21 protein-coding genes are annotated in these 25525 nt (G+C 66.1%); 13 read left to right on the forward strand and 8 right to left on the reverse strand.

Going from position 1 to position 25525, the window contains the following annotated elements:
- Window positions 1-446: 446 nt before the first annotated feature.
- Window positions 447-1697 carry a LysR family transcriptional regulator gene (locus G3N99_RS01670; RefSeq protein ID WP_346778454.1) on the forward strand — a complete coding sequence of 417 codons (1251 nt, stop codon included), beginning with the start codon at window positions 447-449 and terminating at the stop codon, window positions 1695-1697.
- Window positions 1698-1785: 88 nt separating this feature from the next.
- Here the strand turns inward: G3N99_RS01670 and G3N99_RS01675 are convergent, their stop codons facing one another.
- Entirely contained in the window at window positions 1786-2445 is a 660-nt protein-coding gene (locus tag G3N99_RS01675) for a TetR/AcrR family transcriptional regulator (RefSeq protein WP_174981901.1), read from the reverse strand.
- 487 nt (window positions 2446-2932) lie between these two features.
- On the opposite strand from G3N99_RS01675, the gene G3N99_RS01680 reads away from it, so the two are divergent.
- Entirely contained in the window at window positions 2933-3793 is an 861-nt protein-coding gene (locus G3N99_RS01680) for an oxidoreductase (protein WP_206121462.1), read from the forward strand.
- 112 nt (window positions 3794-3905) lie between these two features.
- On the opposite strand, the gene G3N99_RS01685 is transcribed toward G3N99_RS01680, so the two are convergent.
- Together G3N99_RS01685 and G3N99_RS01690 are read right to left on the reverse strand one after the other, a co-directional pair.
- A complete protein-coding gene (locus G3N99_RS01685) occupies window positions 3906-4772 on the reverse strand; it encodes an oxidoreductase (protein ID WP_206121463.1) in 867 nt (288 codons plus the stop codon).
- A 46-nt stretch (window positions 4773-4818) separates the two neighbouring features.
- Window positions 4819-5679, reverse strand: a complete 861-nt coding sequence (locus G3N99_RS01690) for an oxidoreductase (RefSeq protein WP_206121475.1) — start codon at window positions 5677-5679, stop codon at window positions 4819-4821.
- Between the two features lie 98 nt (window positions 5680-5777).
- On the opposite strand from G3N99_RS01690, the gene G3N99_RS01695 reads away from it, so the two are divergent.
- The 3 genes from G3N99_RS01695 (at window position 5778) to G3N99_RS01705 (ending at window position 8946) form a co-directional block, all read left to right on the forward strand.
- Complete coding sequence (locus tag G3N99_RS01695) at window positions 5778-6860, forward strand: AraC family transcriptional regulator (RefSeq protein WP_241011408.1); 1083 nt, start codon at window positions 5778-5780, stop codon at window positions 6858-6860.
- A gap of 404 nt (window positions 6861-7264) precedes the next feature.
- Window positions 7265-8023 carry a glucose 1-dehydrogenase gene (locus tag G3N99_RS01700; RefSeq protein WP_174981925.1) on the forward strand — a complete coding sequence of 253 codons (759 nt, stop codon included), beginning with the start codon at window positions 7265-7267 and terminating at the stop codon, window positions 8021-8023.
- Window positions 8024-8382: 359 nt separating this feature from the next.
- Complete coding sequence (locus tag G3N99_RS01705) at window positions 8383-8946, forward strand: DUF2889 domain-containing protein (RefSeq protein WP_206121464.1); 564 nt, start codon at window positions 8383-8385, stop codon at window positions 8944-8946.
- Between the two features lie 100 nt (window positions 8947-9046).
- Here G3N99_RS01705 and G3N99_RS42505 read toward each other — a convergent pair whose 3' ends face one another.
- The gene (locus G3N99_RS42505; protein WP_206121465.1) at window positions 9047-10054 is read right to left on the reverse strand and encodes a LuxR C-terminal-related transcriptional regulator; all 1008 of its coding nucleotides are present in this window, start codon (window positions 10052-10054) and stop codon (window positions 9047-9049) included.
- 157 nt (window positions 10055-10211) lie between these two features.
- On the opposite strand from G3N99_RS42505, the gene G3N99_RS01715 reads away from it, so the two are divergent.
- From G3N99_RS01715 to G3N99_RS01730, 4 genes are all read left to right on the forward strand, one after another.
- A complete protein-coding gene (locus G3N99_RS01715; RefSeq protein ID WP_174951731.1) occupies window positions 10212-10700 on the forward strand; it encodes a cupin domain-containing protein in 489 nt (162 codons plus the stop codon).
- A 22-nt stretch (window positions 10701-10722) separates the two neighbouring features.
- Window positions 10723-12189, forward strand: a complete 1467-nt coding sequence (locus G3N99_RS01720; RefSeq protein ID WP_206121466.1) for an aldehyde dehydrogenase — start codon at window positions 10723-10725, stop codon at window positions 12187-12189.
- A 47-nt stretch (window positions 12190-12236) separates the two neighbouring features.
- Window positions 12237-13871, forward strand: coding sequence for a GMC family oxidoreductase N-terminal domain-containing protein (locus tag G3N99_RS01725; protein ID WP_206121467.1), 1635 nt, complete (start codon window positions 12237-12239; stop codon window positions 13869-13871).
- Window positions 13872-13948: 77 nt separating this feature from the next.
- Window positions 13949-15319 (forward strand): MmgE/PrpD family protein, encoded by a 1371-nt coding sequence (locus tag G3N99_RS01730; RefSeq protein WP_206121468.1) that lies wholly within the window; start codon window positions 13949-13951, stop codon window positions 15317-15319.
- 6 nt (window positions 15320-15325) lie between these two features.
- On the opposite strand, the gene G3N99_RS01735 is transcribed toward G3N99_RS01730, so the two are convergent.
- Window positions 15326-16420 (reverse strand): potassium channel protein, encoded by a 1095-nt coding sequence (locus G3N99_RS01735; protein ID WP_174937636.1) that lies wholly within the window; start codon window positions 16418-16420, stop codon window positions 15326-15328.
- Between the two features lie 82 nt (window positions 16421-16502).
- Window positions 16503-17837 (reverse strand): FAD-binding oxidoreductase, encoded by a 1335-nt coding sequence (locus G3N99_RS01740; protein ID WP_206121469.1) that lies wholly within the window; start codon window positions 17835-17837, stop codon window positions 16503-16505.
- Between the two features lie 224 nt (window positions 17838-18061).
- Between G3N99_RS01740 and G3N99_RS01745 the strand changes: the two genes are divergently transcribed.
- Both G3N99_RS01745 and G3N99_RS01750 read left to right on the forward strand, forming a co-directional pair.
- Window positions 18062-18916 (forward strand): helix-turn-helix domain-containing protein, encoded by an 855-nt coding sequence (locus tag G3N99_RS01745; protein ID WP_006485970.1) that lies wholly within the window; start codon window positions 18062-18064, stop codon window positions 18914-18916.
- A gap of 126 nt (window positions 18917-19042) precedes the next feature.
- Window positions 19043-20710 (forward strand): ATP-dependent helicase, encoded by a 1668-nt coding sequence (locus G3N99_RS01750; protein WP_206121470.1) that lies wholly within the window; start codon window positions 19043-19045, stop codon window positions 20708-20710.
- A gap of 56 nt (window positions 20711-20766) precedes the next feature.
- On the opposite strand, the gene G3N99_RS01755 is transcribed toward G3N99_RS01750, so the two are convergent.
- Window positions 20767-22326 carry a methyl-accepting chemotaxis protein gene (locus G3N99_RS01755; RefSeq protein WP_206121471.1) on the reverse strand — a complete coding sequence of 520 codons (1560 nt, stop codon included), beginning with the start codon at window positions 22324-22326 and terminating at the stop codon, window positions 20767-20769.
- A gap of 230 nt (window positions 22327-22556) precedes the next feature.
- Here G3N99_RS01755 and G3N99_RS01760 point away from each other — a divergent pair, with 230 nt between their 5' ends.
- The gene (locus G3N99_RS01760; protein WP_174981943.1) at window positions 22557-24071 is read left to right on the forward strand and encodes an MDR family MFS transporter; all 1515 of its coding nucleotides are present in this window, start codon (window positions 22557-22559) and stop codon (window positions 24069-24071) included.
- 59 nt (window positions 24072-24130) lie between these two features.
- Here the strand turns inward: G3N99_RS01760 and G3N99_RS01765 are convergent, their stop codons facing one another.
- Window positions 24131-25129: a quinone oxidoreductase gene (locus tag G3N99_RS01765; protein ID WP_206121472.1), complete on the reverse strand. Its 999-nt coding sequence runs from the start codon at window positions 25127-25129 to the stop codon at window positions 24131-24133.
- A 132-nt stretch (window positions 25130-25261) separates the two neighbouring features.
- Between G3N99_RS01765 and G3N99_RS01770 the strand changes: the two genes are divergently transcribed.
- Window positions 25262-25525 (forward strand): LysR family transcriptional regulator (locus G3N99_RS01770; protein ID WP_206121477.1); only part of this gene is annotated, 264 nt, incomplete at its 3' end.

A 25525-nucleotide genomic window follows, 5' to 3' on the forward strand; every position in this document is an offset into this window, starting at 1 on the left:
TCCCACCCATTCAGTAGGTGTACTGATCGATAAGAAAGGACGTTAACGGTGCCGAACCTCCCGCCCGTTAACGCACGACCGACGCAACGACTCACTCATCCGAATGAGCACGCGATGCGACGGGACATCCACCCGACGTGGCAGGCATGCGACCCGGGTTGCCGGGCGCCTGTCGTGCGAAGGCGGAAGCTGAGCGCGCTGCGCGCTATCCGTCCCCGATGGCCGGAATCCTCATGGTCAAAATTTATTCATCACTTGTTGATTTATTGCGATGGTAGGGCATCCGTCGCGACGCTGTCAACCGTTCGATCGTCACGCCCTGCGACGCCGTGGCACGCTCGTGGCCGCGTCAGGCGGCTCGCACGCGGCAAAGCAGGCAGCCGCTAGAAGCCATGCTCAGATAGCGGGCGCGATGTGCCATATGCCCCGGCCGTCAGCGTGTTTCAGTGGTTGAGCCCCTCGGACGGGGGCCGAGCGTCGAATCGGGCCGCGGTGTCGACAGCGCTGCCACGCCCCGCACTGCCGGCGCGCTCGACCCGCTCAAGCATCGTGGTGATGCAGGCCTGCGACAGGCGGTCACCGGCAGTCTTCACGCGGTGGCATTTTTGCGATATCATTTTATTCATCATTCGTTGAATATCGCTTGCGGACTACACAGACGGCCGCTCCCGTGCGCCAACCGGCCACCTCGATTGCGAGGCCCGACCTGCCCGGGACGGGAACGGCGCCTGAACCAGAAAACGGATATGGACAAACTTCAATCGATGCGGTCGTTCGTACAGGTCGTGAACGACGGGAGCTTTATCCGTGCGGCCACCCGCCTCGGCATCTCTCCAATGATGATCAGCCGTCGCGTCAACTGGCTCGAGGAACAGCTGGAAAGGCGCCTGCTCGTCCGCAGAACGCGGAGCGTGTCGCTGACGGAGTTCGGGAAGACGTACTACACGCGTGTCAGCGACATTCTGGCGAAGCTCGACGAAGTCGAGCATGCGGTATCGGTGCCCACGCAAACGCCGTCCGGAACCCTGCGCGTAGCGGTCTCCGTCGGCCTGTCGTTGCGGCACCTGTCGTCGTGCCTGCGTGATTATTGCGATTCGTATCCGGAAGTCCTTCCGGTTCCCGTGCTGGTCGATCGCCCGGTCGATCTCGTCGCGGACGGATATGATGCCGGCATCGTCGACCTGGCGTCGTTGTCATGCACGAGCCTCGTCGCACGGTCAGTCTTCAGCGCGCCGCTCATCGCCGTTGCCTCACCCGGCTATCTTCAGCGGCGCGGCGAGCCGACGCACCCGGCGGAGCTGGCCGAGCACGCGTACCTCGCGATCTCGGGCCCCCAGCGCGGCAAATCCGAGCTACAACTGGACAGTGCCGACGGCGCCGTAACGATCACGTGCAATCCGGCCGTCGTGGCCAACAACATCGATTTCCTGATGCAGATGGTCCTGTCGGGCGCAGGAATCGCGTTGATCCATCCCGCGCTGGTTCAGCGGGAACTCGAGCAAGGCACGCTGAAGCGCGTCCTTCCGGATCACTGGGGCCCGGCACCCACGTTCGGCATCGTCTATCCCAGCCGTCGCCATTTGCCCGCCAAGGTGCGAACCTTCATCGACCATCTGCTGGCGACGTTCGACGAATCGGCGGGCGCACCGCACTGTCCCGCACCGGCTCAATACCAGGCAACCGCGGATATCGCATGACAGCCGCTGCCCGCTCGGCAGCATGACGCGCCGGCCGGGCGACCCTCAGAGCGACGCTCATCGCGGGGACTTCGCCGCAATGGCCGGGTTATCGCAGCAGCCCCATGGCGATCTCCAGCACACCCTGCTTGAATTTTTCGGGTTGCTCCGGCAGCGTTGAAAACTTCTCGAGCACGTGCCCGTAGGAGATCGTATTGCTGATCGAATTCACGATCATCGCGTGCAACAACTCGGGATCGTGAGGCTTCATCTTGCCGGCTTCGATTGCATCCTCGAGAAGCGGAATGAGTGCGTTGCGATAGGGGCTGATCAGTCGTTCGACGAGTACGTTCAGGCGCTCGCCGTGCTCCGTGGTGGCAGTCGAAAGAAACATGCCGATATCCGGGTTTTCGAACACGCTGTCGGTCAGCAGTGTCAGTGCCTGCCTGATCCGTTCGATCGGCGACATCCGGCTGTTGCGCAACTGGTTCGTCGTCTCGATCAGCTGTGCCAGCTGCGCGGCCAGCTGGTCGACGACCGCAGTCCACAGCCCTTCTTTCGATCCGAAATGATGGGCCATCAATGCAGGATCGACGCCCGCGAGCCCCGCAATCTCCCGCACGCTGGTTGCCGCGTAGCCCTGCTTGGCGAACCGCTGCCGCGCACATCGCAGCAGCGAATCGAAACCCACGTGCGCAGTGCCGGACGGGCGTCCCCTGGTGCGTTTGGCAGTGGGCTGGCGCTTGGTCGAAGTATCGGAGCTGGGCATGCAGGAATGACGTCGAAGGCGGGAAGGTGTCGAAGTATACCAAGCGCATCGCGCCCGCCCCGGGCCGTTATCGTCCAGACTCGCCGCGATCGTTCACCCCGACATACCCGCCACACCGCCCTCGCCGTTCAGAAGAAATGCCGCACGTCCGGCAGAAGGCCCGCAGCCACGCTTGTACGATCGAAAAGAAAATAAAGACGTTGAAGCATGGATCGTTCGGCCGTCAGTGAATATCGTTGACTGCCTTGGCAGCGTGCGTCTGCGCACGCCATGCCGTTCGTCAATGCCCCGGAATCATTCGACACGACCGCGCCCGCCGGCACACGGGATGGTCCCATCGCGCCCATCGGCACGCACCCGGACCTGTACCGGCCGGCCCGGCCCAAGGCCGCACCACGCAGGCGCGCGGCCGCTTCCGGAGCAACCTCCCGATTTCGTCTTGCTCCCATCGCAAGACAGATCCAACGCCTATTTTCAAGGAATCGAAATGAACAAGATCTGGTTCATCACCGGCGCATCGTCCGGTTTCGGCAAAGCACTCGCCGAATTGGTACTGGCCGCCGGCGACTGCGCGGTGCTGACCGCCCGCCGCCTGGCGTCGCTGCAGGACATCGCCGCCCCTCACGGCGAGCGCGCGCTGGCGCTGCAACTGGACGTGACCGACGCCGCCGCACGCGCCGCCGCGCTCAAGGCCGCGAACGAGAAATTCGGGCGCATCGACGTGCTGGCCAATATCGCAGGCGCCGGCTCGTACGGCGCGCTCGAGGAATTCACGTCCGCCCAGATTCGCGCCCAGATGGAACTGAACTTCTTCGCTGCCGCGGAGTTGTCGCGCGAAGTACTGCCGCAGATGCGCGCGCGGCAGTCGGGCCATATCCTCAACCTGACCAGCATTGCCGGCCTGGTCGCGTTTCCCGGCAGCGGCCTGTACAACGCGTCCAAGTTTGCGCTGGAAGGCTTCACCGAGGCGCTGCACCACGAGGTCAAGCCGTTCGGCATCCGCGTGACGCTGGTCGAGCCGGGCGCGTTCCGCACCGGCTTCGCGGGCAGCGCGGCGATGAAGGCCGAACAGCGGATCGCCGCCTACGCGCCGCTGGATGCCGGGATGGACGAGTACTACACCACGCAGAACGGCCAGCAGATGGGCGACCCGGTCAAGGGCATGCAGGTGGTGGTCGACATGGTGGCGGGCGACACCGCGCCGGTTCGCCTGATGCTGGGCGAGGATGCTTACCAGCTGTGGGACGGCGCCGTCGCGTCGCGCAACCGCGATCTCGGCGTATGGCGCACACGTGGCGAGGACACGGCCATTCCGGGCGCCGTGAAGAACACCGCGCAGGCGCTCTGAGCGCGTTGAACCCTGCCCGGTCGATTCGCGGATGCGGGTGCCGGTCATCCTGACGAAAGAGGGGCCGGTCGACTTCATCGACCGGCCCCTCTTCCTTCCCGCTGCAACCGCGTTACAGCCGGATTTCCTCCAGCTCGGCACCGTCGAATGCGGTGTCTTCGCCGCTTGCCCGCCAGCTGTCGATGTCCTGAATCCGCTTGGCGATGGTCGCATCCCAGATCGAAAACGCATCCCGGCCCAGCATCAGGCGCACCGGCGGGGCGTCGCTCGCGACGACTTCCAGCATGCGCCGCGCGGCCTTGGCAGGGTCGCCCATCTGCTTGCCGGCGGAGTGTTCGAGATAGGCTTCGAACGGCTCGACCACGGGCCGGTAAGCATCGATGCGCTGCACGGGCCGCATGTTGACGTCGCCCGCGAACTCGGTGCGGAACGCGCCGGGTTCGACCAGCGTGACGTGAATGCCGAGCGGTCGGGCCTCGATGGCCAGCGCCTCGGTCCAGCCCTCGATCGCGAATTTCGCTGCGCAATACGGGCCCGCGGCATTCATCGACACCAGCCCCGCGATGCTGCTCACGGTGAGCACATGGCCCGAGCCCTGCGCGCGCATCTGCGGCAGCACCGCGCGGGTCATCTCGGCAGCGGCGAAGAAATTCAGTTCCATCTGCTCACGCAGTTGATCGAGGCTGAACTCCTCGCAAGCGCCGGCCACCCCTCGCCCGGCGACGTTGGCCAGCACGTCGATGCGACCGAAGCGCGCGAGCGTGTCGGCCACGGCCTTGTCGCGCGCGGCGGCGTCGGTCACGTCCACGGCCAGCGGGAGCACGCGGTCTTCATGACCCTGCGCGATGGCTTGCAGCCGATCCAGGCGACGAGCGGTGATGGCAATGCTGTCGCCGTTGGCGATGACGGCCTCGGCCAGCGCCTTGCCGAAGCCCGACGATGCACCCGTGACCAACCAGACTTTTGGATTCTTGCTCATATCGATTCCTTTGCACTCCTGATTCAATGAATGGGGACGGTCGCGCTCAAGCGCCGCCGATCGGCGTCGGTTGCGCGTCGTCGTAGGCCGTCGCCTCGCCCTTCTCGCGCCAAGCGGAAATATCGGCATCGCGCGCGGCCGCCGTCTGTTCCCAGAGTTGATACGCATCGGCGCCGAGCATCAGTCTCAGCGGCGGCGTATCGCTGTTGACCGCTTCGATCATCAGGCGCGCAGCCTTGTCCGGGTCCCCCGGCTGCCGGCCGCTCTCGCTCTCGAGGAACTGCAGAATCGGCTCGACCGTCGGCCGGTAGGCGTCGATGGATCGATCGGGCCGCATGATCGCCGCGCCGTTGAATTCCGTCCGGAAACCACCCGGCTCGACAATCGTCACGCGGATGCCCAGCGGCCCGACCTCCTGATGCAGTGTCTCGCTCCATCCTTCGAGCGCGAACTTCGCCGCGCAATAGAGCGCGCAGGCCGGAATGGGCGCGAGACCCGCGATGCTGGTCAGGTTGAGGATGTGTCCGGCGCCCCGTGCGCGCATATGGGGCAACACTTCCCGCGTCAGCTCGACGGGAGCGATGAAGTTGAGCTCCAGTTGTTCGCGAAGCTGCTCGCCCGAAAATTCTTCCGCCGCCCCGCACGATCCCCGGCCCGCGATGTTCGCGAGCACGTCGACACGCCCGAAGCGCGTCAGCGCCGCACGAACGGCCCGCTGCCGCGCGTCGGCGTTCGTCACGTCCATCGATACCGCCAGCGCACGATCGCCATGCCGGCCGACGATCGCGTCGAGCGCATCGCCCCGGCGAGCCGCCAGCACGGCGCTGTCGCCGGCGGCCAGCACCGCTTCCGCCAGCGCCCGCCCGAATCCCGACGATGCGCCGGTAATGAACCACACCTTGCTCATGAACCTTCTCCTTGCCGTGTCCGCCCACCATCGGGCTGAAGGAGCGTGCAACGACTGCCGAATGCCAATCCGGGCCGCAAGCCCGGCGCTCCAGGGACATGAAGGAGATCGGCACGCCGCCTCCTTCGACGCCCTCAAGATTAGCGGTTGAACCCTGGACACTCCATACGATAAAGTCTGTCATTCTTTGTAGATCGTCCAGGACGCCCTCGATGGATCCCTTGTCAGACGTACTCACGCTCCTGAAGCCGCGCAGCCAGTTCTACGCATCGCTCGATGCGGCGGGAGACTGGTCCTTTTCGTTTCCGGCCAATCCGGGCATCAAGTTCACCGCCGTGGTCCGCGGCAGTTGCTGGGGCATCGTCGACGACCTTGCCGAACCCGTCCGGTTCAACCCGGGCGACTGCTTCCTGCTGAACAGCGGCCGACGGTTCGTGCTCGCGTCCGATCCCGCGTTGCCGCCCGCCGACTGCCAGCCGGTCATGGATGCCGCGGCCCGCGACGGCGTGGCGGTCTGGAACGGCGGCGGCGAGGTGCTGCTGATCAGCGGCCGCTTCGACGTTTCCGCAAGCCACGCCGCGCCGCTGTTCGACACGCTGCCGGCGATCGTCAATGTCCCGAGCGCAACGGGTCATGCGGAAGTGCTGCGCTGGTCGCTGGAGCAGCTTGCCGAGGAAGTCCGCCAGGAACGGCCGGGTTCCGCGCTGATGGCCACGCACCTCGTTCACTGCATGCTGGTGCAGGTACTGCGGCTCCACCTCGAAACCTCGACCAGCCTGTCTCCCGGCTGGTTCCTGGCGCTGTCCGACCGGCAGATCGGTGCGGCCATTCGCGCGATCCATGCCGATCCGGCCCATCCCTGGACGCTGGCGGAACTGGCGAAGATCGCCGGGATGTCGCGTTCGGGTTTCGCGCAACGGTTCAAGGAGCTCGAAGGCGGGACGGCCATCGGCTATGTCACGCGATGGCGCATGCTGACGGCCGCGAATCTCCTGCGCGACGGCGAGCAGAGCGTCTCGTCGATCGCCTTTTCGCTCGGCTACGAATCCGAAAGCGCGTTCAGCACCGCGTTCAAGCGGACGATGTCCTGTTCCCCGCTGCAATATCGGCGCCAGTCCACGCCATCCGAAGAACGTCGGGACGTGGCCGGCGCGCTGTCGGCCCAGTCGCACGACACGTAACGCGGTCGCGGTCCGCTTCTGCGCTGCGCGCCGACATCCACGCCCCCCATGGCGATCGCGATTCGGCAATCCGATTCCATCGCCCGGAACAAATCGACTGCGACATGCAGCGATTCGGGCTCGTCGAAGCGACAATTCTAAAAATGCGAATTTACGGGGCGACTCGATGCGGATACGCTGCACAAGCACTCGATTGCCCCGGACATGACGCGATGTCCGTGTTCGTACCCTGCGCTGCCACCGTCCAGTCCGCTGCACGACTGGCATTGCGCGGCTGAGCCACTCACCGGCTCACGACGCACACCGGACGTTACCTGCGGCAGTTTCCTCGAGTCGCCCAGCTTTCTCGATAAGTAGTCCTGCATTAAAAACAGAGTCAAGAACAACATTTCCAGGAGACTTGAATGAATCGAATGCTCGGAAAAACCGTGATCATCACCGGCGCTGCCAGCGGCATGGGCGCCGCCAGCGCGCGACGCCTCGCGCTGGAAGGTGCGAATGTCCTGGTCACGGATCTCCGCGAGGATGGAGCCGCGCAGGTTGCGGCGGAGATTCGGGAGCAAGGCCTGACCGCAGATCACGCCCGGCTGGACGTCACGCAGGAAGGCGACTGGCAGGCGGCCGTCGACAAGACGCTGACGCAATGGGGGCAAGTGAACGTCCTCGTGAACAACGCGGGATTGCCCGGGACCCCGGAGACCTGGGACCAAGCCACCCTCGACGGGCTAAGCCAGCTGATCGCGCTGAACCTCAATGGCCAGTTCCTGGGCATCAAGGCGGTGCTGCCCCACATGAAGAAGGCCGGCGGTGGATCGATCGTGAACATGTCGTCGATCGCCGGGATGATCTGTTTCCCCAACCTGCATCCTGGCTACGGCGCATCGAAAGGGGCGAACCGCCTCCTGTCGAAAGGTGCCGCCGTCGATCTCGCGGCGTTCGGCATTCGTGTGAATTCCGTGCACCCGGGCCTGATCCATACCCCGCAGAGCGCGTATCTGTTCGAGGATCCCGAGATCGTCAAGGCCGTGCTGTCCAGGATTCCGCTGTCCCGCCCGGGCAAGCCCGAGGAAGTCGCGAACGTCGTGCTCTTCCTTGCAAGCGACGAGTCGTCCTACGTGACGGGTTCGGAACTGGTAGTCGACGGTGGCTATACGACGCTCTGACGGCGCGAGCGGCCGACCTCTGCCTGCAGGCATGCCGGCCGCTCTTTTCGATTTGATTTCCCGATCCCGCTGAAACGCCGGAGTCATGCGCACACGGAGGTTTCGATGAAGGCAAAGCGGCCATAGCCGCTGGCCGGCACATCCATTCCGCTCGATCTTCCGCGGCAATCCAGCCTAACGGAAGGTAGGTTAAAATCGCACCTGCGGCACGAAGCGCCGCACCGGTCGCGATGTCGATTCACCACCGCAGCTTCGCCCCCTGCCACGCCGCGGTCGCATGTGCACCGCGATCGCCGTTCCCCCAACCATCGATGCCGTTCAACGCGACGCCCCCGCTCCGCTCCGAAGGAAATGACGAAATGAAGCTGCCTCCTCCCCAACCACGACAGATGTTGCACGAGCGGCGCGTCATTACCCGAGGTTTTCTACGCGACGACGGCCTGTGGGACATCGAAGGAGAGATCGTCGACGAGAAGGGTTACGACAGTGTGGATCGCGAGCGCGGCACGCTGCCCGCCGGCACGCCGTATCACAACATGTGCGCAAGACTGACCGTCGACAACGACCTGAAGATTCACGAAGTGGCCACGTCGATGCCCGCGACGCCGTTCGCGTATTGCCCGGGCGCGAACGATCCCACGCAGGGCCTCGTCGGAAAATCGCTGACGCGCGGTTTCCGGCGTGCCGTTGACGACACCCTCGGCGGTGTGCGGAGTTGCACGCACCTGAGAGACCTGATCCTGTCGATGGCGACGACCGCCTACCAGACGATCTTCGCGTATCAGTTGCAGTTCACGCCCGACCAGGTCGACACGACGTTCGGCAACGATGCACCGCCATTTTTCATCAACCGTTGCCGAACGTGGGCGGAATCGACGCCGGTCGTCGCCCAGTACTATCCGAAGTACTACCGCAAGCCCTGACCGATACACGCGCCGTGGCGAATCCGTTCGGCGTTCCCGCGCCGATCGATTCGCCGTTCGGTGGTACGGGCCGATGGCCCGCCGGAAAAGAACGGCATGCCTAGTTCGGTTCCAGGTAATGCCCCACCGCGCCATACAGGTCCATGTACCAGATGACCAGGTCGCGAAAACAGCCGATGCCGAAACGCTGATAGAAGCGGCGCCGATAGCACACGACCGTATCGGCACTGATGCCCAGGTCCAGTGCGATGCCTTCCGTCGACAGGCCGTAGAGCATGCGCGCGGCCACCTGGCCTTCCCGCTTCGAAAAATTCTCGCGACACAACGACAGGCACCGTTCGATGATGGGCAGTGACGTCAGCGCCCTGGACATCGCCTGCTTCTCCCGTTGCAACGCGTAATGCCGCGCCACCATCGGAAAGGCCATCTCGCCGAGCAGGCGCAACCGGTTCTCCTCGTCCGCCGTGAAGCATCCGCGTGCTCGCGACCGGATGCCAGCCAGATAGAGCCTCCCGGAAGGACTGTCGCCAATCGCGACGACCCGCTCGCCCACGTCCACGAACTCGTAGAAATCCCGCATTTCCTGGCTCTTGGTGCGTACGGTATCGAAGCGAAAGACGGCCGGGCCGTGCTCGATGTCATGGTCGTAGCGGGAAAACTCGGAATCGAAGCGCCACACCTTCTGGTCGATATAGATTCCGCTCTGCTGCTCGGCTCGTCCGGTGCCGCTCGCGCAAATGGATGCAACGATCTGCGGTTCGTCGACCGTGCCGCGAAAGATATGCACCTGGTCGACACCCAGCGCCTCGACCAGCAGCCGCGTCACCTCGACTTCGAATGTCGGACGCCCGAATGATGCGAGCAGGCTGTCCCACTGGAAGCCGCTGCTCCATCGCCAGTCCGTCGCCATCGATGAAGCAGGCGACCTTTCTACCTTGGTACGCACGTCTGTCTCCATGAATCGTTCGAATGCTGTCTTTGCGAAAAGAATAGCATTCCGGCACGCCGATCGAGGCGTCACGTCGCGCGCCGTTTCACGATAGCCGCGCGTTCGCCGGGACGTCAGGCAGGCAAATTGCGCCGCATCCGGCTCGACGAAACCGGTCACGCAGCAACGATACGAACGACGACCTAGGGTAAGTGCGCCCCCTCGGCAGGTAGCAGACATGCACGGCCCCACCCGATAGCCTTCTCCTGTCCGTTCCGGATTCCCGAAACCGATCGATCGACGATCGGCAATCTTCGCTGCGCATCAGGAGAAAACAATGGCATTCACCCATCGCCGCATCGTCACGGGCCTCGACAACGAAGGCAAGTCCTGCGTGGTTTCCGACAAGACGCTGAACCAGATTCCCGAATGTCAGGGCGTTCCGGCCGTGATCTGGAAAACGGACGGCTATCCGGTCAGCAACGCCGGCAACGACGAGGCGGCGGCACCGTTCGGCACGGACACTTTTTCCAGCTCGACGTTCTTCCTGCTGTTTTCTCCGTCCTCGTCCGATGCGCCGTCCGCCTGGCATACGACCGACACGATCGATTATGTCGTTGTCCTGAGCGGCAAGGTTCTCCTCGAACTCGAAACGGGCAGCGTGGAGCTCAAGGCGGGCGACCTGATCGTCGATCGCGGAGTCAAGCACAGCTGGCGCGAAACCGGCGGCCAGCCGGCCACGCTGCTGGCCGCCGTCGTTCGCGCCGAACCGCTCGGCGCAGGTGCAAGCTTCGGCGACAACTTCGACCAGTACATCAAGGGCTGAGCGCGACGGGCGGAGAACAATCATGATCTGGGAAGGCCGAAACGACCGGCTGTACATCGGTGGAGAATGGGTCAAACCCGACTCCACGCACTTCGTCGATCTCGTGTCCCCGTTGACCGAAGAGAAGATGGCCAGCGTCATCTCCGCGTCGAAAGTGGACGCGGATGCCGCCGTGGCCGCTGCCCGCCATGCATTCGACCATGGCCCGTGGCCGCGCCTGTCGCTGCACCAGCGCATGGACGTGATGGCCCGGTTGCGCGAGTTGCTGATCGAGTACGAAAGCCTGATCGCGCACCTCGTCACCGAGGAGATGGGTTGCCCGATCTCGATCTCGCGATGGATGCAGGCAGGCGGGCCCGTCAGCATGCTGGGCATGTTCCTGGAGGTGGCGCCGCACTATCCGTTTTCGCAGGTCCGCCTCACCGCGACCGGCAACGGCCTCGTGTTACGCGAACCGCTCGGCGTCGTTGCCGCTGTCGTGCCATGGAACGCGCCGCTGCAGATAGCGGTCCTGAAACTCGCCCCTGCGCTGCTGGCCGGGAACACGGTCATCCTCAAGCCCGCGCCCGAAACGCCGCTCGACGCCTATCTGCTGGCCGAACTCGCGGAGAAGGCCGGCTTGCCGAAGGGCGTACTGAACGTTCTCCCTGCCGACCGCGAGGTCAGCGAGTACCTCTGCATGCATCCGGAGGTCGACAAGGTTTCGTTCACGGGTTCCAGCGCCGCCGGCCAGCGCCTCGGCGCATTGTGCGGAAACGAGATCAGGCGCGTCACGCTCGAATTGGGCGGCAAATCGGCCGCCATCGTGCTCGACGATGCCGATATCGGCAAGGCGGTGGAGTCGCTGCGGATGGGCTCGCTGCGCAACTCGGGCCAGGTGTGCAGCAACAAGACGCGCCTGCTCGTCTCGAAACACCGCAAGGACGAACTGATCGACGCGTTCGTCGAGATGGTCCGCTCGATGCCGGTCGGCGATCCGTTCGACCCGCTGACCCAGATCGGGCCGCTCGTCAGTGCCCGCCAACGCGACCGGGTTGAACGCTATATCGCGAAAGGCAAACAGGAAGCCCGGCTCGTGCTCGGCGGTGGCCGGCCGAAGGGGCTCACGCGCGGCTGGTTCGTGGAGCCCACGATCTTCGCCGACGTCGACCAGGATGCGGTGATCGCGCAGGAAGAAATCTTCGGCCCGGTGATCTCGATCCTGTCCTTCGACACCGACGACGAAGCCGTGGCGATCGCCAACCACTCGGCGTACGGGCTGCACGGCGCTGTGTTTTCCGCCGACACCGAGCGGGCGGTGAACGTCGCGAGACGCGTCAGGACCGGTGCAATCGACATCAACGGCGCCAGCGCGGGCTATCACTCGCCGCTCGGCGGAAGGAAGAAGTCCGGGATCGGCCGCGAGGCCGGCATCGAAGGTTTCGATGGCTATGTCGAAATCAAGTCGATCGGCATACCGGTCAGTTATGCAGAACAACTGTCGAGCTGAAGCCGCCGCGGGAGATGACGCCCTTCCCGGGCACAAGGAAAACGCGCATGGAAATGTATGACTACATCGTCGTGGGCGCCGGTTCGGCGGGCTGCCCGGTTGCCAGCCGCCTGTCGGAGGATCCGCAGAACCGGGTGCTGCTGATCGAGGCCGGCGGGCCGGCCGACAATTTCTGGATTCGCTCGCCGGCGGGCATGGGGCGGTTGTTTCTGGAAAAGCGCTACAACTGGTCGTATTTCACCGAAGCCGGCCCGCAGATTCACGACCGCAAGATCTACTGGCCGCGCGGGCGCACGATGGGCGGCACCAGCGCCGTCAACGGCATGGTTTATATCCGCGGCAATCCGCTGGATTACGAACGCTGGAAAAGCCTCGGCAACGACGGCTGGGGATGGGAAGACGTCCTGCCCTACTTCAAGCGTTCCGAGTCCAATGCGCGGGGCGCCAGCGAGCATCACGGCGCGGACGGCCCGCTGCGGGTGTCCGATCCCGTCACCCGCAGCCCCGCGATCGAGGATTTCATCCGCGCCGCCGACAGTATCGGCATTCCCCATATCAAGGACCTCAATGCGCCGCCTTACGAGGGCGTCGACTTTCAGCAGCACACGATTCGCGACGGACGCCGCGAGACGTCCTTCAACGCCTTCATCGAGCCTCACCTGCAGCGCCGCAACCTGACGGTCCTCGGCAATGCGCGCGTCCTGCGCGTGGTGATGCAGGGCAACGTCGCGACCGGCATCGAGATCCTGCAGAACGGCGAGCGGCGAATCATCGAGGCGGCGCGGGAAATCGTGATCTCGGCAGGCTCGCTCAATTCGCCTCACCTGCTGATGCTGTCCGGCATCGGCGACGGCGCGAAACTGCAGGCCAAGGGCATCGACACGCGCGTGGACCTGCCGGGCGTGGGACAAAACCTCCAGGACCACTGGTTTGCGCCGATGATCTGGAAAGTCACGCCGGGAAGCTCGTATAACCAGCGCCTTTCCGGGCTGCGCAAATATGTCGAAGGCGCGCGCTATCTGCTGACGCGTACCGGCGTCCTGGCGATCTCCGCATCGCAAGGCGCGGCCTTCGTGCGCAGTTCCGCCGATCTCGGGCAACCGGATCTTCAACTGGTGCTGCGGCCCCTGTCCTACACGTTCCATCCGAAGGGCGCGGTCATCGTCGACCGCTTCCCGGGCCTCAGTGCCGGCGTGGTGCTGCTCAATCCGGCGTCGCGCGGCTGGGTCGACCTCGCCTCGCCCGATCCGCTGGAAGCGCCCGTGTTCCAGCCCAACTACCTGGCGGCACCGGACGACGCGATCCGCACGCTGCGCGGCGTGCGCCGGATGCGCGAAATCATGGCTGCCCGACCGATGGCCGAGCGCGTCGTCGAAGAAATTTCACCGGGCCCCGGCGCCACCACCGATGAACGCCTGCTCGAGCATCTCAAGACCATCGGCAATTGCGGCTGGCATCAGGTCGGAACCTGCAAGATGGGCGTGGATGCGATGGCGGTCGTCGACCCGCGGCTACGGGTTCACGGCGTGCAGCGCCTGCGCGTCGCCGACGGCGCAATCATGCCGACGATCAACGCCGGCAACACCAACGCGCCCTGCATCATGATCGGCGAGAAAGCGGCCGCCATGATCCGCGAAGACGCGTTGCCGCGCCGCGAAACGAGCGGGACGCACACGCGTTGACCCGTTCGACGCATCGACCCGCGAACCCCGACATTCAGACAACCGCGTAATGCGAGCGACACTGCGACCTATCTGACATGACCCTCTCCGAACAACTCATCCAGTTCTCCCGGAACCTCGATTTCTCCGACATCCCTGCCGACGCACTGGCCAACGCCAGGCTGCACGTGCTCGACACGATCGGCATCTGCCTCGCCGCATCGCAAGACGACACCGCGCAGGCGGTCAAGCGAACCATGGCGCGAATCGGCACGCACCCGGAATCGTCGATCATCGGCGGCACGGGCAAGTTCTCCGCGGCCGCCGCCGCGCTGATCAATTCGAGCGCAGCCCACGGCCCCGACTTCGACGACACGCATCAAGGTTCGGTGATCCATATCAGCTCGGTGGTCGTGCCCGCGAGCCTCGCCGTCGCGGAATCGGTCGGAGCCAGCGGAAGGGATTTCCTCACTGCCGTCGTCGCCGGCTACGAAACGACGACACGGCTCGGCATGGCCGCGCCCGGCGTCTTCCACATGAGGGGCTACCATGCGACGTCGCTGGTCGGGATCTTCGGCGCGGTGCTGATCGCCGGCAAGCTGAACGGCCTGGACGCCGGCGTGCAATGCAATGCGCTGGGCATCGCGGGCAGCCAGGCGTCGGGCATTCTCGAGTGCCTGAATGCGAAGTCCTCGCTCAAGCAGATCCAGCCCGGCTGGGCGGCGTACAGCGGGATCATCGCGAGCCTCCTGGCCGAGGAAGGCGTCACCGGCCCGAACACGGTGTTCGAGGGGCGATACGGCTTCTTCAATTCCTTTCTGCCGGAAGGCAACTACGACCTGAATAAAGCCGTGGCCAACCTCGGGACCACGTGGGAAGTGAATGACATCGCGTACAAGCTGTACCCCTGCTGCCATCACACGCAGGCGTTTCTCGACTGCGTGAAGGAGATCCGCAAGGCGCATCCGTTCGCGCTGGATGACATCGAGGAAATCGAATGCATCATTTCACCGATGCAGGCCGAGCTGCTTTGCCACCCGCGGGAAGATCGCTACGTGCCGAAAACGGCGTACACGGCCAAGTTCAGCCTGCCTTACGTCGTGTCGGTGATGCTGCACCGGGGCAAGGTCGGGCTCAGGGAGTTCAGCGACGAAACCATCAAGGACGACCGCATCCTGAAGCTGGCTCAAAGACTGAAATTCACGGAATCCGACGATACCGGCTATCCCGGTTCATTCCCCGGGTGGGTCAGGATCAAGCTGAAGGACGCCCGGATCTTCGAGCATCGGATGGCGGCCAATCGCGGCGCGCAGGCCAATCCGGCGAGCGAGGCGGAAATCATCGGCAAGTTCGAAGACAACGCGTCGATCGTGTTGCCTCGCGCGAAGGTTCATCAGCTCAAGGCGCTGGTGATGGATATCGAGCACGTTGCGGACGTGCGCGCACTCGCCGCGTGCACGTCGATCTGAGCATGCTCAAATATCCGGATCGGGAATCCGCGCCGACTGGATCACGACCAGCGTGTCCCCCGCCTCGATCCGGCACGGCGGATCCTCGTAGAACGAAAAGATCTTCCCGCATCGATCGAGCCCGACGACGATCGCGCCCGGCACGACGTTCGTCATGCAGCCGACCTCTTGCGGCATCGCCTCGCGCTCCAGCAGCGTCGCACGGCCGCGCGTCGACAGCATGTCGTTCACGAACGGCACGATGTAGCGGCTATGCACGGCATCCGCGAGCAGCAGCGCGCCGATCTTCGTCGACGACACGATCACGTCGGCGCCCGCCTGCCGAAGTTGCCGCTGGTACAGGTTCTCCTGGATCCGCACGACGATCTTCGTATCGGGCGCGATGCTGCGCACCGACAACGTGAGCAGGATCGCGGTCGGATCATCGGTCACCGAAATGATCACGGCCTTCGCCTCACGCACCTGCGCCTGCTGCAGCAGATCCTCGTGCGCGGGATCGCCGAGCAATCCCGCCACGCCGAGCGACGTCGCGGCCTCGATCGCCTGCTGCTGCGAATCGATCACGATGAGCGTCGCCGGATCGACGCCGCTCTCGAGCAGCTCGCGCACCGCGATCGAGCCGGACAGGCCATAACCGCATACAACGATGTGATCGGACAATTGCTTTTGCAGGCGTTTCATGCGGAATTCCTCGACGACGCGCTGGATCACGAACTGATAAGCCGTGCCCAGGAAAATGAACCAGATGACGATGCGGATCGGCACGATGAAGAACGCGTCGATGAGACGCGCCCGTGCGGTGACGGGCACGATGTCGCCGTAGCCGACCGTCGCGACCGTGACCATCGTGAAGTACACGAGATCGGCGACAGTCATCGGCGTGCTCTTGGTCGAATCGCGCAAGCCGTCGCGATCGAGATACAGCACGAGGAACGCGAGCGTGCACAGCAGCACGACCGCGCCGATACGGAACATCAGCGTGCGCCGCGGCGACGTCGCGGGACGCGTGAACAGCGTGCGTGCACGCGGCGCCTGCCACGGATTGCGGGCGCGACGCAGGCGTGAGCGCAACGAGCGGCGCTGGGCGGAGGGCGAAGCCAACGGGGAATCTCCTGAAGGATGCGGGCTCGATTCTACGATGGGTCGGCCGCGACCGGCCGACGTCATCGCGTCGATTCGTCCGTTACAGCATGCTGCGCGGCCGCACCATCGTGCCGTCGACGAAGCGCTGCGCGCGAAACGCCGACAGGTCGAGCGACGGCGCGCCCGTGTCGACCCATTCGGCAAGCAGCCGCCCGACGATCGGCCCCATCGCGAAACCGTGGCCGCAGAACCCCGTCGCAATCGCGAGCCCGGACGGCGTGCCCGGTGCATCAATCACCGGAATGCCGTCGGGCAGCACGTCGATCAGGCCGGCCCAGGCCTCGACGATCTGCGCGTCCTTCAGCGCGGGGAAGATCGCCTTGAGCTTCGCGAGCGCGCGCGGCGCATGCGCGCGATTCGGCTGCGGCTGCGGATCGCGCGGCTCGATCGGCCCGGTCGCACCATTGATGCGGGCCAGCGCGTCGCGCCACGCGGACCCGTTCACGTGCAGCCGGAATTTGTCGCGCTGCGACCAGAACGCCGGCCAGAACAGGCTCAATCCGCGCAGGTGGCCGAGCGTCAGGTCGACGTCGACCTGCATGTCGTCGGCGAGATTGATTGCACCGTTCTTGCGCTGCCGGATGCCGAGGCCGTGGCCCCACACCGTCGACGCCGACACCGGCGGCACCACATTGGTGCGCATGCAGGTGCCGCGCACGGCCTGCTGCGGCAGACGGATGCCGACGCCGTCGAGCAGCCGGAAGCTGGTCGCACCGGCCGCGCAGATCACGCGCCGCGTGCGGATCGTGCCGCGCTCGGTCACGACACCGACCACCGCACCGCCGGCCGTCTCGATCGCGGTCACGCCGCACCCTTCGAAGAAGCGCGCGCCCGCCTCGGCGGCACGCGCGGCGAATGCGGCAGCCACGCGGCGCGGCTCGGCCTGCCCGTCGGTTGCGGTGTACAGCCCGCCGAGCGTGCGTGCCTGCGGCGAAAGGCCGCTGACACGCTCGTCGATCTGCGCACGCGTCAGCGTGCGCGTGTCGAGCCCGTGTTCGCGCGCGACGGCGAGCCACGCGTTGAACGACGCCCAGTCCGTTTCGTTGTCCGCAATATAAAGACAGCCGCCCTGCCGCCATTCGAGATCGAAACCGAGGGTTTCCTCTAACTCCTCCCAGATTTTCATGCCGGCCATCATCAGCGGCACCTCGGCCGCTTCGCGCCCCTGCTGCCGCACGAAGCCCCACGCACGGGTCGACTGCTGTCCGGCGATGCGCGACTTGTCGAGCACGACGGCCTTCAGGCCGCGCAGGCCCAGGTAATACGCGGCTGCGCAGCCCATGATGCCGGCGCCGACAATCACGATATCGGCGTCGGTTGGCAATGGAGTGCCGGCGAGGGTCAGGGCATCGTGCAGCGGATAGGTTGTCGTCATTGTTTCCTGTCAGGCGTTAATGCATCCGGATACGGACCTCGGTGGTAACGTCGTGACACACCTTTCACACAAACGCACCTTTCACGACGCTGAATAACGACCATTTTGCGGTAAAGTTATCTTTTCCGCGCGTGGCCGGTCGGCTCGCCCCTGGACGTCATGAAGACTGTCCGTCGAGACTGCCGCAAGGCGTCGTTCTGAACGTCACGATCCGTTCCCGTAGCATGACCACTGAAGCAATCACCACGGATTCCCTCGCGGTTGCCGAGCGCGTGCGCGAGCTGATGACCCGCAACGGCATCGGCAAGCGCCAGCAGACCACCGAGCTGTGCCGCATCCTTGACCTGAGTTTCTCGCAAGGCCACCGCAAACTGCGCGGCAGCAGCCCCTGGACGCTCGCGCAGATCAAGAAAGTCGCCGAAGCGTACGGCGAACCCGCCGCCCAGCTGTTCGGCGCGCAAACGCTCGACCCCGGCATGGTCGGCGCCTATTCGCAGGAAGCCGTCCTTTACGCGGGCGTCGCCGAGATTCCGTGCACCGCCTGGATCGGCGCGCCGCTCGAAGCCGGCGCACGCCCCGAATTCGTTGCGTATGAACAAAACGGCCGCTGGCGCGTGCTGCGCCACACCGGCGTGCTGTACCAGAACGCGTACGACGTGCACAAGATCGAGATCTATCCGCGCCGCGCCGAGAGCGACAAGCTCGTCGTCGCGGTGATCGACCCCGATCGCGTCAGCGCGACCGAGCTGTGCCGCTATCTCGAACGCCAGGGTTTCGCGACCGCCGCATTCGACGGCCTCGCGCCGTTCGTCGACGCGCTGCAGGGCCAGGCGTTCGACGCGGTCCTCACCGAATGGCTGTTCGACGACAGCACGGCCGCCACCGCGATCAAGGCCGTGCGCACGTCCGACAACCCGGGCGCGCCGATCTTCGTGCTGACGGGCGACCTGCTCACCGGCCGCGCGAGCGAAGCCGACATCAGCGAAGTGATCCGTGCATTCGACGTCGTCTGCTACGAAAAACCCGCGCGCATGGCGATCCTCAGCGCCGATCTCGCGAAACGGCTCGCCCGCGGGTAACGCTCCCGGGCCGTTCCTCCTCCTGACGGCCAACGTCCGCGCGGCACGGCGGTCGTGAACCGGTGCATAGCTCAGTACAATAGCCGCACCCGTTCACGCCCACGCCGGCTTCCGCCGCCCGACGCCATGGCCCGCCTCATCCCCGACGACTGGAAAAGCCTCGCCGCAACCGGCGCGGCAGAACGCGAGCGCGAAACGCTCGCCGCGCTCGAACACGCGCTGCCCGACAGCTACACCGTGTATCACGGCGTGCACTGGACCCGCGCCGACCAGGCGTTCTCGGTGTTCGGCGAGGCTGCGTTCGTCGTCGTGAGCCCGGCCGGCCGCGTGCTGCTGATCGAGCAGAAAGCCGGCTTCCTGCGCGAAACGCCGAAGGGGCTCGTGAAGGTCTATCTGCAGAAGGAACGCAATGTCCCGATCCAGCTCGCGCGCACGCAGGAAACGCTGCACCGGCGCCTGACGGCCGCGCTCGGCGCGGGCGTCTACGGCGTCGAGGCGCTGCTGTACTGCCCCGACTACTCGATCCGCGACGCGTCGATCGCCGGCGTCGCGGCCGACCGCATCGTCGATGCGTCGCGCAAGGCGCAGCTCGCGCAGGTGATCCTGCAGATCCTGCCCGAGGACGACGAGCACTTCCCGAACGCACCGAAACTCCACCATTTCCTCGCGGACGAGCTCGCGCTCACGCCCGACACGAGCGCGCTCGTCGGGCAGGCCGGCACGCTCGTCACGCGGCTGTCGGGCGGGCTGGCCGCATGGGCGCGCCAGCTCGAATTCGCGCCGTTCCGGCTGCGCGTCACCGGCACGGCCGGCTCGGGCAAGACGCAGCTCGCGGTGCAGGCGATGCGCGATGCGGTCGCGGCTGGCAAGCGCGTGCTCTACGTGTGCTTCAACCGGCCGCTCGCCGACTACATCGCGCGCATCGCGCCGCCCGGCGCGAAGATCGCGAACTACCACCAGCTATGCGACTGGGTCGCGCGCGACGGCGGCTATACGCCCGATTTCCAGGTGCCCGGCGAATTCGAGCGGCTCGAGGCGCGCTTCGCGGAAACGCCGATTCCCGAGCACTGGCGCTTCGACGTACTGGTCGTCGACGAAGGGCAGGATTTCCATGCACCGTGGGCGGCCGCGCTGGAGCGCTTGCTGGCGCCGGAGGGCGCATGGTGGTGGCTGGAGGATCCGCTGCAGAACCTGTACATGCGCGAGCCCGTCGCTCTGCCGGGCTGGGTCACGCTGAAAGCGCTCACGAACTACCGCAGCCCGCGCGACCTGCTCGAGTTCGTGCGAGACATCGTCGGCCGGGTCGAGCCGCTTGCGGCCGAATTGCGCTCGGGCAGCCCGTTCGACGGTTCGGATCCGTCGGTGTCGTCGTACGGGGAAGAAGGTGCGTCGGGCGACGCGTTGGCCGACGCCTGCATCGACGCGACCAAGCGGGCGATCACGCACGCGTTGTCGCTCGGCTTCCGCAAACAGGACATCGCGGTGCTGTCGTATCGCGGCCGCGAGGGCTCGGTGCTCGCACCGCTCGACCAGCTCGGCCCGCACCGGCTCAAGAGCTTTACCGGCAAGTACGACCTGTTCGGCAACCCGGAGTATCGCGAAGGCGACGTGCTGCTCGATTCGATCTACCGCTTCAAGGGCCAGTCGGCGCCGTGCGTGATCCTCACCGAGGTCGACTTCGACACGCTCGACGCGCGTGCCGCGCGCAAGCTGTTCGTCGGCGCGACGCGTGCGACGATGAAGCTGCTGATCGTCGCGTCGTCACGCGCGGCCGCGCAGCTCACGGCCGTCTGACATAACGGGCCGGCGACCGGCAGGCAAGCACCCGCCCCGTCGCCGCCCACCATCGATCAAGCCACCCGGAACGCCCCCACCGCACGACGCAACCCGTCTGCCTGCTCTTCGAGCGACGCGGCAGCCGCCGCGGCCTGCTCGACGAGCGCCGCGTTCTGCTGCGACACCTGGTCCATCTGCGACACCGCGCGGTTCACCTGCTCGATCCCGTCGCGCTGCTCGCTCGACGCGGCCGCGATCTCGGTCATGATGCCCGTCACGCGTCCGATCGCCTGCTGGATGTCCTGCATCGTCGCGCCGGCCGTGCCGACGAGCCGCGAGCCGATCGCGACGCGCTCGACCGATTCGCCGATCAGCGTGCGGATTTCCTTCGCCGCGGAAGCCGAGCGTTGCGCAAGCGTGCGCACCTCGCCCGCGACCACCGCGAAACCGCGGCCCTGCTCGCCCGCACGCGCGGCTTCGACCGCCGCATTCAGCGCGAGGATGTTGGTCTGGAACGCGATGCCTTCGATCGTGCCGATGATGTCGGCGACCTTCTGCGAGCTCTGGTCGATCTCGTTCATCGTGCCGATCACCTCACCGACGACCGTCGCGCCGCGCGTGGCGATCTCGCTCGCGGTATCCGCGCAGGCCTGCGCCTCCACCGCGTTGTCCGCGTTCTGCTTCACGGTCGCGGTGAGCTGCTCCATGCTCGCGGCCGTCTCCTGCAGCGCGGACGCCTGTTCCTCGGTGCGCTGCGACAGGTCGGTGTTGCCGGCCGCGATCTGGTGCGTCGCCGTCGAGATCGCTTCGGAACCCTGGCTGACCTGGCGCACGGTGTCCGCGAGGCTGCGCTGCATGCCGGTCACGCCCTTGACCAGTTCGGCCATCTCGTCGCGCGACGACCAGCGCACTTCCGACGTCAGGTCGCCGTCCGACAGGCGGCGGAAATGCGACAGCAGACGGTTCACCGGCTGCGTGATCGCGTAATGCAGGCCGATCGCGCAGCCGAGGCACGCGGCCAGGCCGAACGCGATACCGGCGATCGCGCCCGCGCGCATCCAGCCGTAATAGGTCTGCGCGGTGTCGTACACGTCCTTGCCGCGTGCGACCTGGTACGCGTCGAGCGCATCGGTCGCCTGCGTGAGCGCGACCGACAGCGGCGGCGCAACCGACATCAGCAGCCGGTCGGCCTCGTCGCGGCGGCCGTCGCGGACCGCGTCGATCATCGGCTTCAGCGCCTGCCCGATCAGCGCCTGGCGCGCGGCGTCGAGGCGGCTCGCGAGCGGGCCTTCATCGCCGTCGTGCGGCATCGACGCGTAACCGCGCCATGCGTTGTCGGCCTTCGCGAGATAGTTCTCGGCCTTCTTGACGAGATCGGGCACTTCCGGCGCTTCCGGATGCAGCATCGCGCGGTCGAGCGTCGTGCGCACGATCGTCAGGTTCAGGCTGGCCGCGGACAATGCGGTCTTCGCAGCCAGTTGCTGCGTATAAGCCTCGTCGAGCGCGCGGTTCGAGCTCTGCATGCCGGCGAGGCCGATCAGCCCCGACACGACGAGCAGCACGGCGACGAGGCCGAGCGTGGAGAAGATCCGCGTACGGATCGAGAAACGGGAAAACAGGGCGTTCAGGTTCATGACGGGACGTGAGCGGTGAAAAGTGCCGCGGCAAACGGTCCGCAGCACTCTGGATTACGGTTTGCCTGCAAAAAACTTGAGTCCGTCCCCGCTTTCCCCTGATCCCGGTCAATTTTTCGGGCCGGCAATCTCCTGTTACGGTTGCAACACATCGAGGCTAGGCAGAAATTGACCAGTCAACTATCTGCCGCTATAGTTCGACACAATTCCCTGCCATGGCAGATATCTCGATGACAACCGACACCCTCCTTACTCCGCCGGCCGCCGAAGCGGCCCGCCGCGACGCGCCGACCGGGCTGATCGTCGCCGCGCTGCTGCTCGTCATGCTGCTGTCCGCGCTCGACCAGACGATCGTGTCGACCGCGCTGCCGACGATCGTCGGCGAGCTCGGCGGGCTCGACCAGCTGTCGTGGGTCGTCACCGCGTACCTGCTCTCCTCCACCGTCGTGCTGCCGCTGTACGGCAAGCTCGGCGACCTGTACGGCCGCAAGATCGTGCTGCAGGCCGCGATCGTGCTGTTCCTGGCGGGCTCCGCGCTGTGCGGCGTCGCGCAGGACATGACGCAGCTGATCGTGCTGCGCGCGCTGCAGGGGCTCGGCGGCGGCGGCCTGATGGTCGTCACGATGGCCGCGATCGGCGACCTGGTGCCGCCCGATCGCCGCGCGCGCTACCAGGGGATGTTCGGCGGCGTGTACGGCCTCGCGACGATCATCGGCCCGCTGCTCGGCGGCTTCCTGGTCGAGCACCTGTCGTGGCGCTGGATCTTCACGATCAACCTGCCGCTCGGTTTTCTCGCGCTCGCGGTGATCGGCGTCGCGTTCCGGCCGCACACCGCGCACGTGAAGCACCGGATCGACTACATGGGCGCCGCGTTCCTCGCCACCGCCCTCACTTGCGTGATCCTGTTCACGAGCGAAGGCGGCTCACTGCTGCCGTGGACGTCGCCGCAGCTGTGGATGACGCTCGTGCTCGGCGTCGTCGCGATCGGCGGCTTCATTTATGAAGAGCGGCTCGCGGCCGAGCCGATCATGCCGCTCGAACTGTTCCGCCATCGCACCTTCGTGCTGGTCAGCCTGATCGGCTTCGTCGTCGGCATCGCGCTGTTCGGCTCGGTCACGTTCATCCCGCTCTACCTGCAGGTCGTGAAGGGCTCGACGCCGTCGCAGGCCGGGATGCAGTTGCTGCCGATGATGGGCGGGATGCTCGTGACGTCGATCGTCAGCGGCCGGCTGATCTCGCGACTCGGCTCGTACCGGATGTTCCCGATCCTGGGCACGCTGACCGGCGGCATCGCGATGGCGCTGCTGTCGACGCTGACGCTCGATACGCCGCTGCACACGATGTACGCATACATGGCGCTGCTCGGGATCGGGCTCGGCATGGTGATGCCCGTGCTCACGCTCGCCGTGCAGAACACGGTCGAATTCCGGCACATGGGCGTTGCGACGTCGGGCGCGACGCTGTTCCGCTCGATCGGCGGCTCGCTCGGTGTCGCGGCGTTCGGCGCGTTGTTCTCGCACGGGCTGCAGTCGCGGGTGATGGCTGCGCTGCCGGCCGGCACGGAGCTGCCGCCCGCGCTCGGCCCGGCCGCCGTGCACCAGTTGCCGGACGCCGTGCGCGACACGTATCTGCATGCGTTCGCCGGCTCGCTGCATGTCGTGTATCTCGCCGCGGCGACCGTCATCGCGATCGCGTTCGTGCTCGCGTGGTTCGTCGAGGATGCGCCGCTGCGCAAGCACAACTGAGCCTCCCGTGGATCGCGACGCGCGCGTCGAGCCGCATCGCGATCCCCGTCCGGCCGCCGTCAAGGGACCAGCACGACCCCGCCCGTCGTCGCACGCGACTCCAGCAATCGGTGCGCATCGGCCGCCTGTTCGAGCGGCAACCGCGCGCCGATCTCCACACGCATCCCGCCCGCCAGCCGTTCGAGCGTCGCGCGTGCAGCCTCCCGATATCCGTCAACGTCGCGCGCGATGAAGCCGAGCACGCTCGGCCGCGCCAGCCCGATCGACCGCGCCGGCCCCAGCTCGTTGAGATCGAACGTCTGCCGCGCACCGATCGCGGCCACCTGCCCGATGCTCGCGACCATCCCGAACGGACGGACCGCGCCGAGCGTGCGCGTCAGCACGTCGCCGCCGATCCCGTCGATCGCAAAATCGACCCCCGCGCCGCCGCCGAACGCGCGTGCCGCCGCGACAAAATCCTCTTCACGGTAATCGACGACCGCCTCGGCGCCATGCGTGCGCGCAAGCGCGGCCTTCGCGGCCGACCCGACCGTGCCGATCACCCGCGCGCCGAGCGCACGCGCCCATTGCGTCGCCAGCAGCCCGACGCCGCCGGCCGCCGCATGCACGAGCACCGTGTCGCCGGCGCCAACCTGCCGGACGCGATGCAGCAGCATGTAAACGGTGATCCCTTTCAGCAGCCCGGCCGCGGCGGCTTCGTCGCTCAACCCGTCGGGGATCGGCAACACGCGCTCGGCCGGCATCGTGCGCAGGTTCGCATAGCTGCCGGTCGGCATGCCCGCATACGCGACACGCTGGCCGGGAACGAGATCCGTCACGCCCGGCCCGACCGCGTCGATCACGCCGGCCGCCTCGACGCCCAGCGCATCCGGCAGCGCGGGCAACGCGTGCGCCCCCGTCCTGAAATAGATGTCGACGAAATTCACGCCGATCGCGGTCTGGCGAATCCTCACTTCGCCGGCGCCGGGCGGCGCGACGGGTGCATCGACGCGGCGCAGCACGCCGGCGTCGCCGTAGCGGTCGATCCCGATCCGGATGGCGGTGGCAGTCTGGGTCATGACGTTCCTCACAATCGAATTGAAGTGACACGATCATCCCATCGTGCATAATCGAGCGGAATTCCCGCCAAGCGCCCATCTACTGTGCAAAATTCGACCGATCCGGATTCCGTTCCCGCGTCCGCGCTGCCGATGAGCTGGGACGACATCCGCTATTTCCTTGCGGTGATGCGCAGCGGCAGCCTGTCGGCCGCCGCGCGGGCGCTGCAGGTTCAGCATTCGACGGTCGCGCGGCGCATCGACGCACTGGAGTCCGCGCTCGGCATCCGGCTGTTCGACCGGCTGCCGCGCGGCTGGCCGCCGACCGACGAAGGGCTGCACCTTGCCGAGCACGCGGCACGCCTCGAAACCGACGCGCATGCATTCGCGCGCGCCGCCCAGGGCGCGGCGGCGCTC

Source organism: Burkholderia sp. Ac-20392, assembly GCF_017104585.1.
GTDB lineage: Bacteria > Pseudomonadota > Gammaproteobacteria > Burkholderiales > Burkholderiaceae > Burkholderia > Burkholderia lata.

Coding starts and splice junctions, on each gene's coding strand:
- G3N99_RS01705 (WP_206121464.1), top strand. CDS start 8,383: ATGAAGCTGCCTCCTCCCCAACCACGACAGATGTTGCACGAGCGGCGC.
- G3N99_RS01750 (WP_206121470.1), top strand. CDS start 19,043: ATGGCCCGCCTCATCCCCGACGACTGGAAAAGCCTCGCCGCAACCGGC.
- G3N99_RS01700 (WP_174981925.1), top strand. CDS start 7,265: ATGAATCGAATGCTCGGAAAAACCGTGATCATCACCGGCGCTGCCAGC.
- G3N99_RS01720 (WP_206121466.1), top strand. CDS start 10,723: ATGATCTGGGAAGGCCGAAACGACCGGCTGTACATCGGTGGAGAATGG.
- G3N99_RS01685 (WP_206121463.1), bottom strand. CDS start 4,772: ATGAGCAAGAATCCAAAAGTCTGGTTGGTCACGGGTGCATCGTCGGGC.
- G3N99_RS01695 (WP_241011408.1), top strand. CDS start 5,778: ATGAAGGAGATCGGCACGCCGCCTCCTTCGACGCCCTCAAGATTAGCG.
- G3N99_RS01740 (WP_206121469.1), bottom strand. CDS start 17,837: ATGACGACAACCTATCCGCTGCACGATGCCCTGACCCTCGCCGGCACT.
- G3N99_RS01765 (WP_206121472.1), bottom strand. CDS start 25,129: ATGACCCAGACTGCCACCGCCATCCGGATCGGGATCGACCGCTACGGC.
- G3N99_RS01745 (WP_006485970.1), top strand. CDS start 18,062: ATGACCACTGAAGCAATCACCACGGATTCCCTCGCGGTTGCCGAGCGC.
- G3N99_RS01730 (WP_206121468.1), top strand. CDS start 13,949: ATGACCCTCTCCGAACAACTCATCCAGTTCTCCCGGAACCTCGATTTC.
- G3N99_RS01755 (WP_206121471.1), bottom strand. CDS start 22,326: ATGAACCTGAACGCCCTGTTTTCCCGTTTCTCGATCCGTACGCGGATC.
- G3N99_RS01715 (WP_174951731.1), top strand. CDS start 10,212: ATGGCATTCACCCATCGCCGCATCGTCACGGGCCTCGACAACGAAGGC.
- G3N99_RS01725 (WP_206121467.1), top strand. CDS start 12,237: ATGGAAATGTATGACTACATCGTCGTGGGCGCCGGTTCGGCGGGCTGC.
- G3N99_RS01680 (WP_206121462.1), top strand. CDS start 2,933: ATGAACAAGATCTGGTTCATCACCGGCGCATCGTCCGGTTTCGGCAAA.
- G3N99_RS01690 (WP_206121475.1), bottom strand. CDS start 5,679: ATGAGCAAGGTGTGGTTCATTACCGGCGCATCGTCGGGATTCGGGCGG.
- G3N99_RS01760 (WP_174981943.1), top strand. CDS start 22,557: ATGACAACCGACACCCTCCTTACTCCGCCGGCCGCCGAAGCGGCCCGC.
- G3N99_RS01675 (WP_174981901.1), bottom strand. CDS start 2,445: ATGCCCAGCTCCGATACTTCGACCAAGCGCCAGCCCACTGCCAAACGC.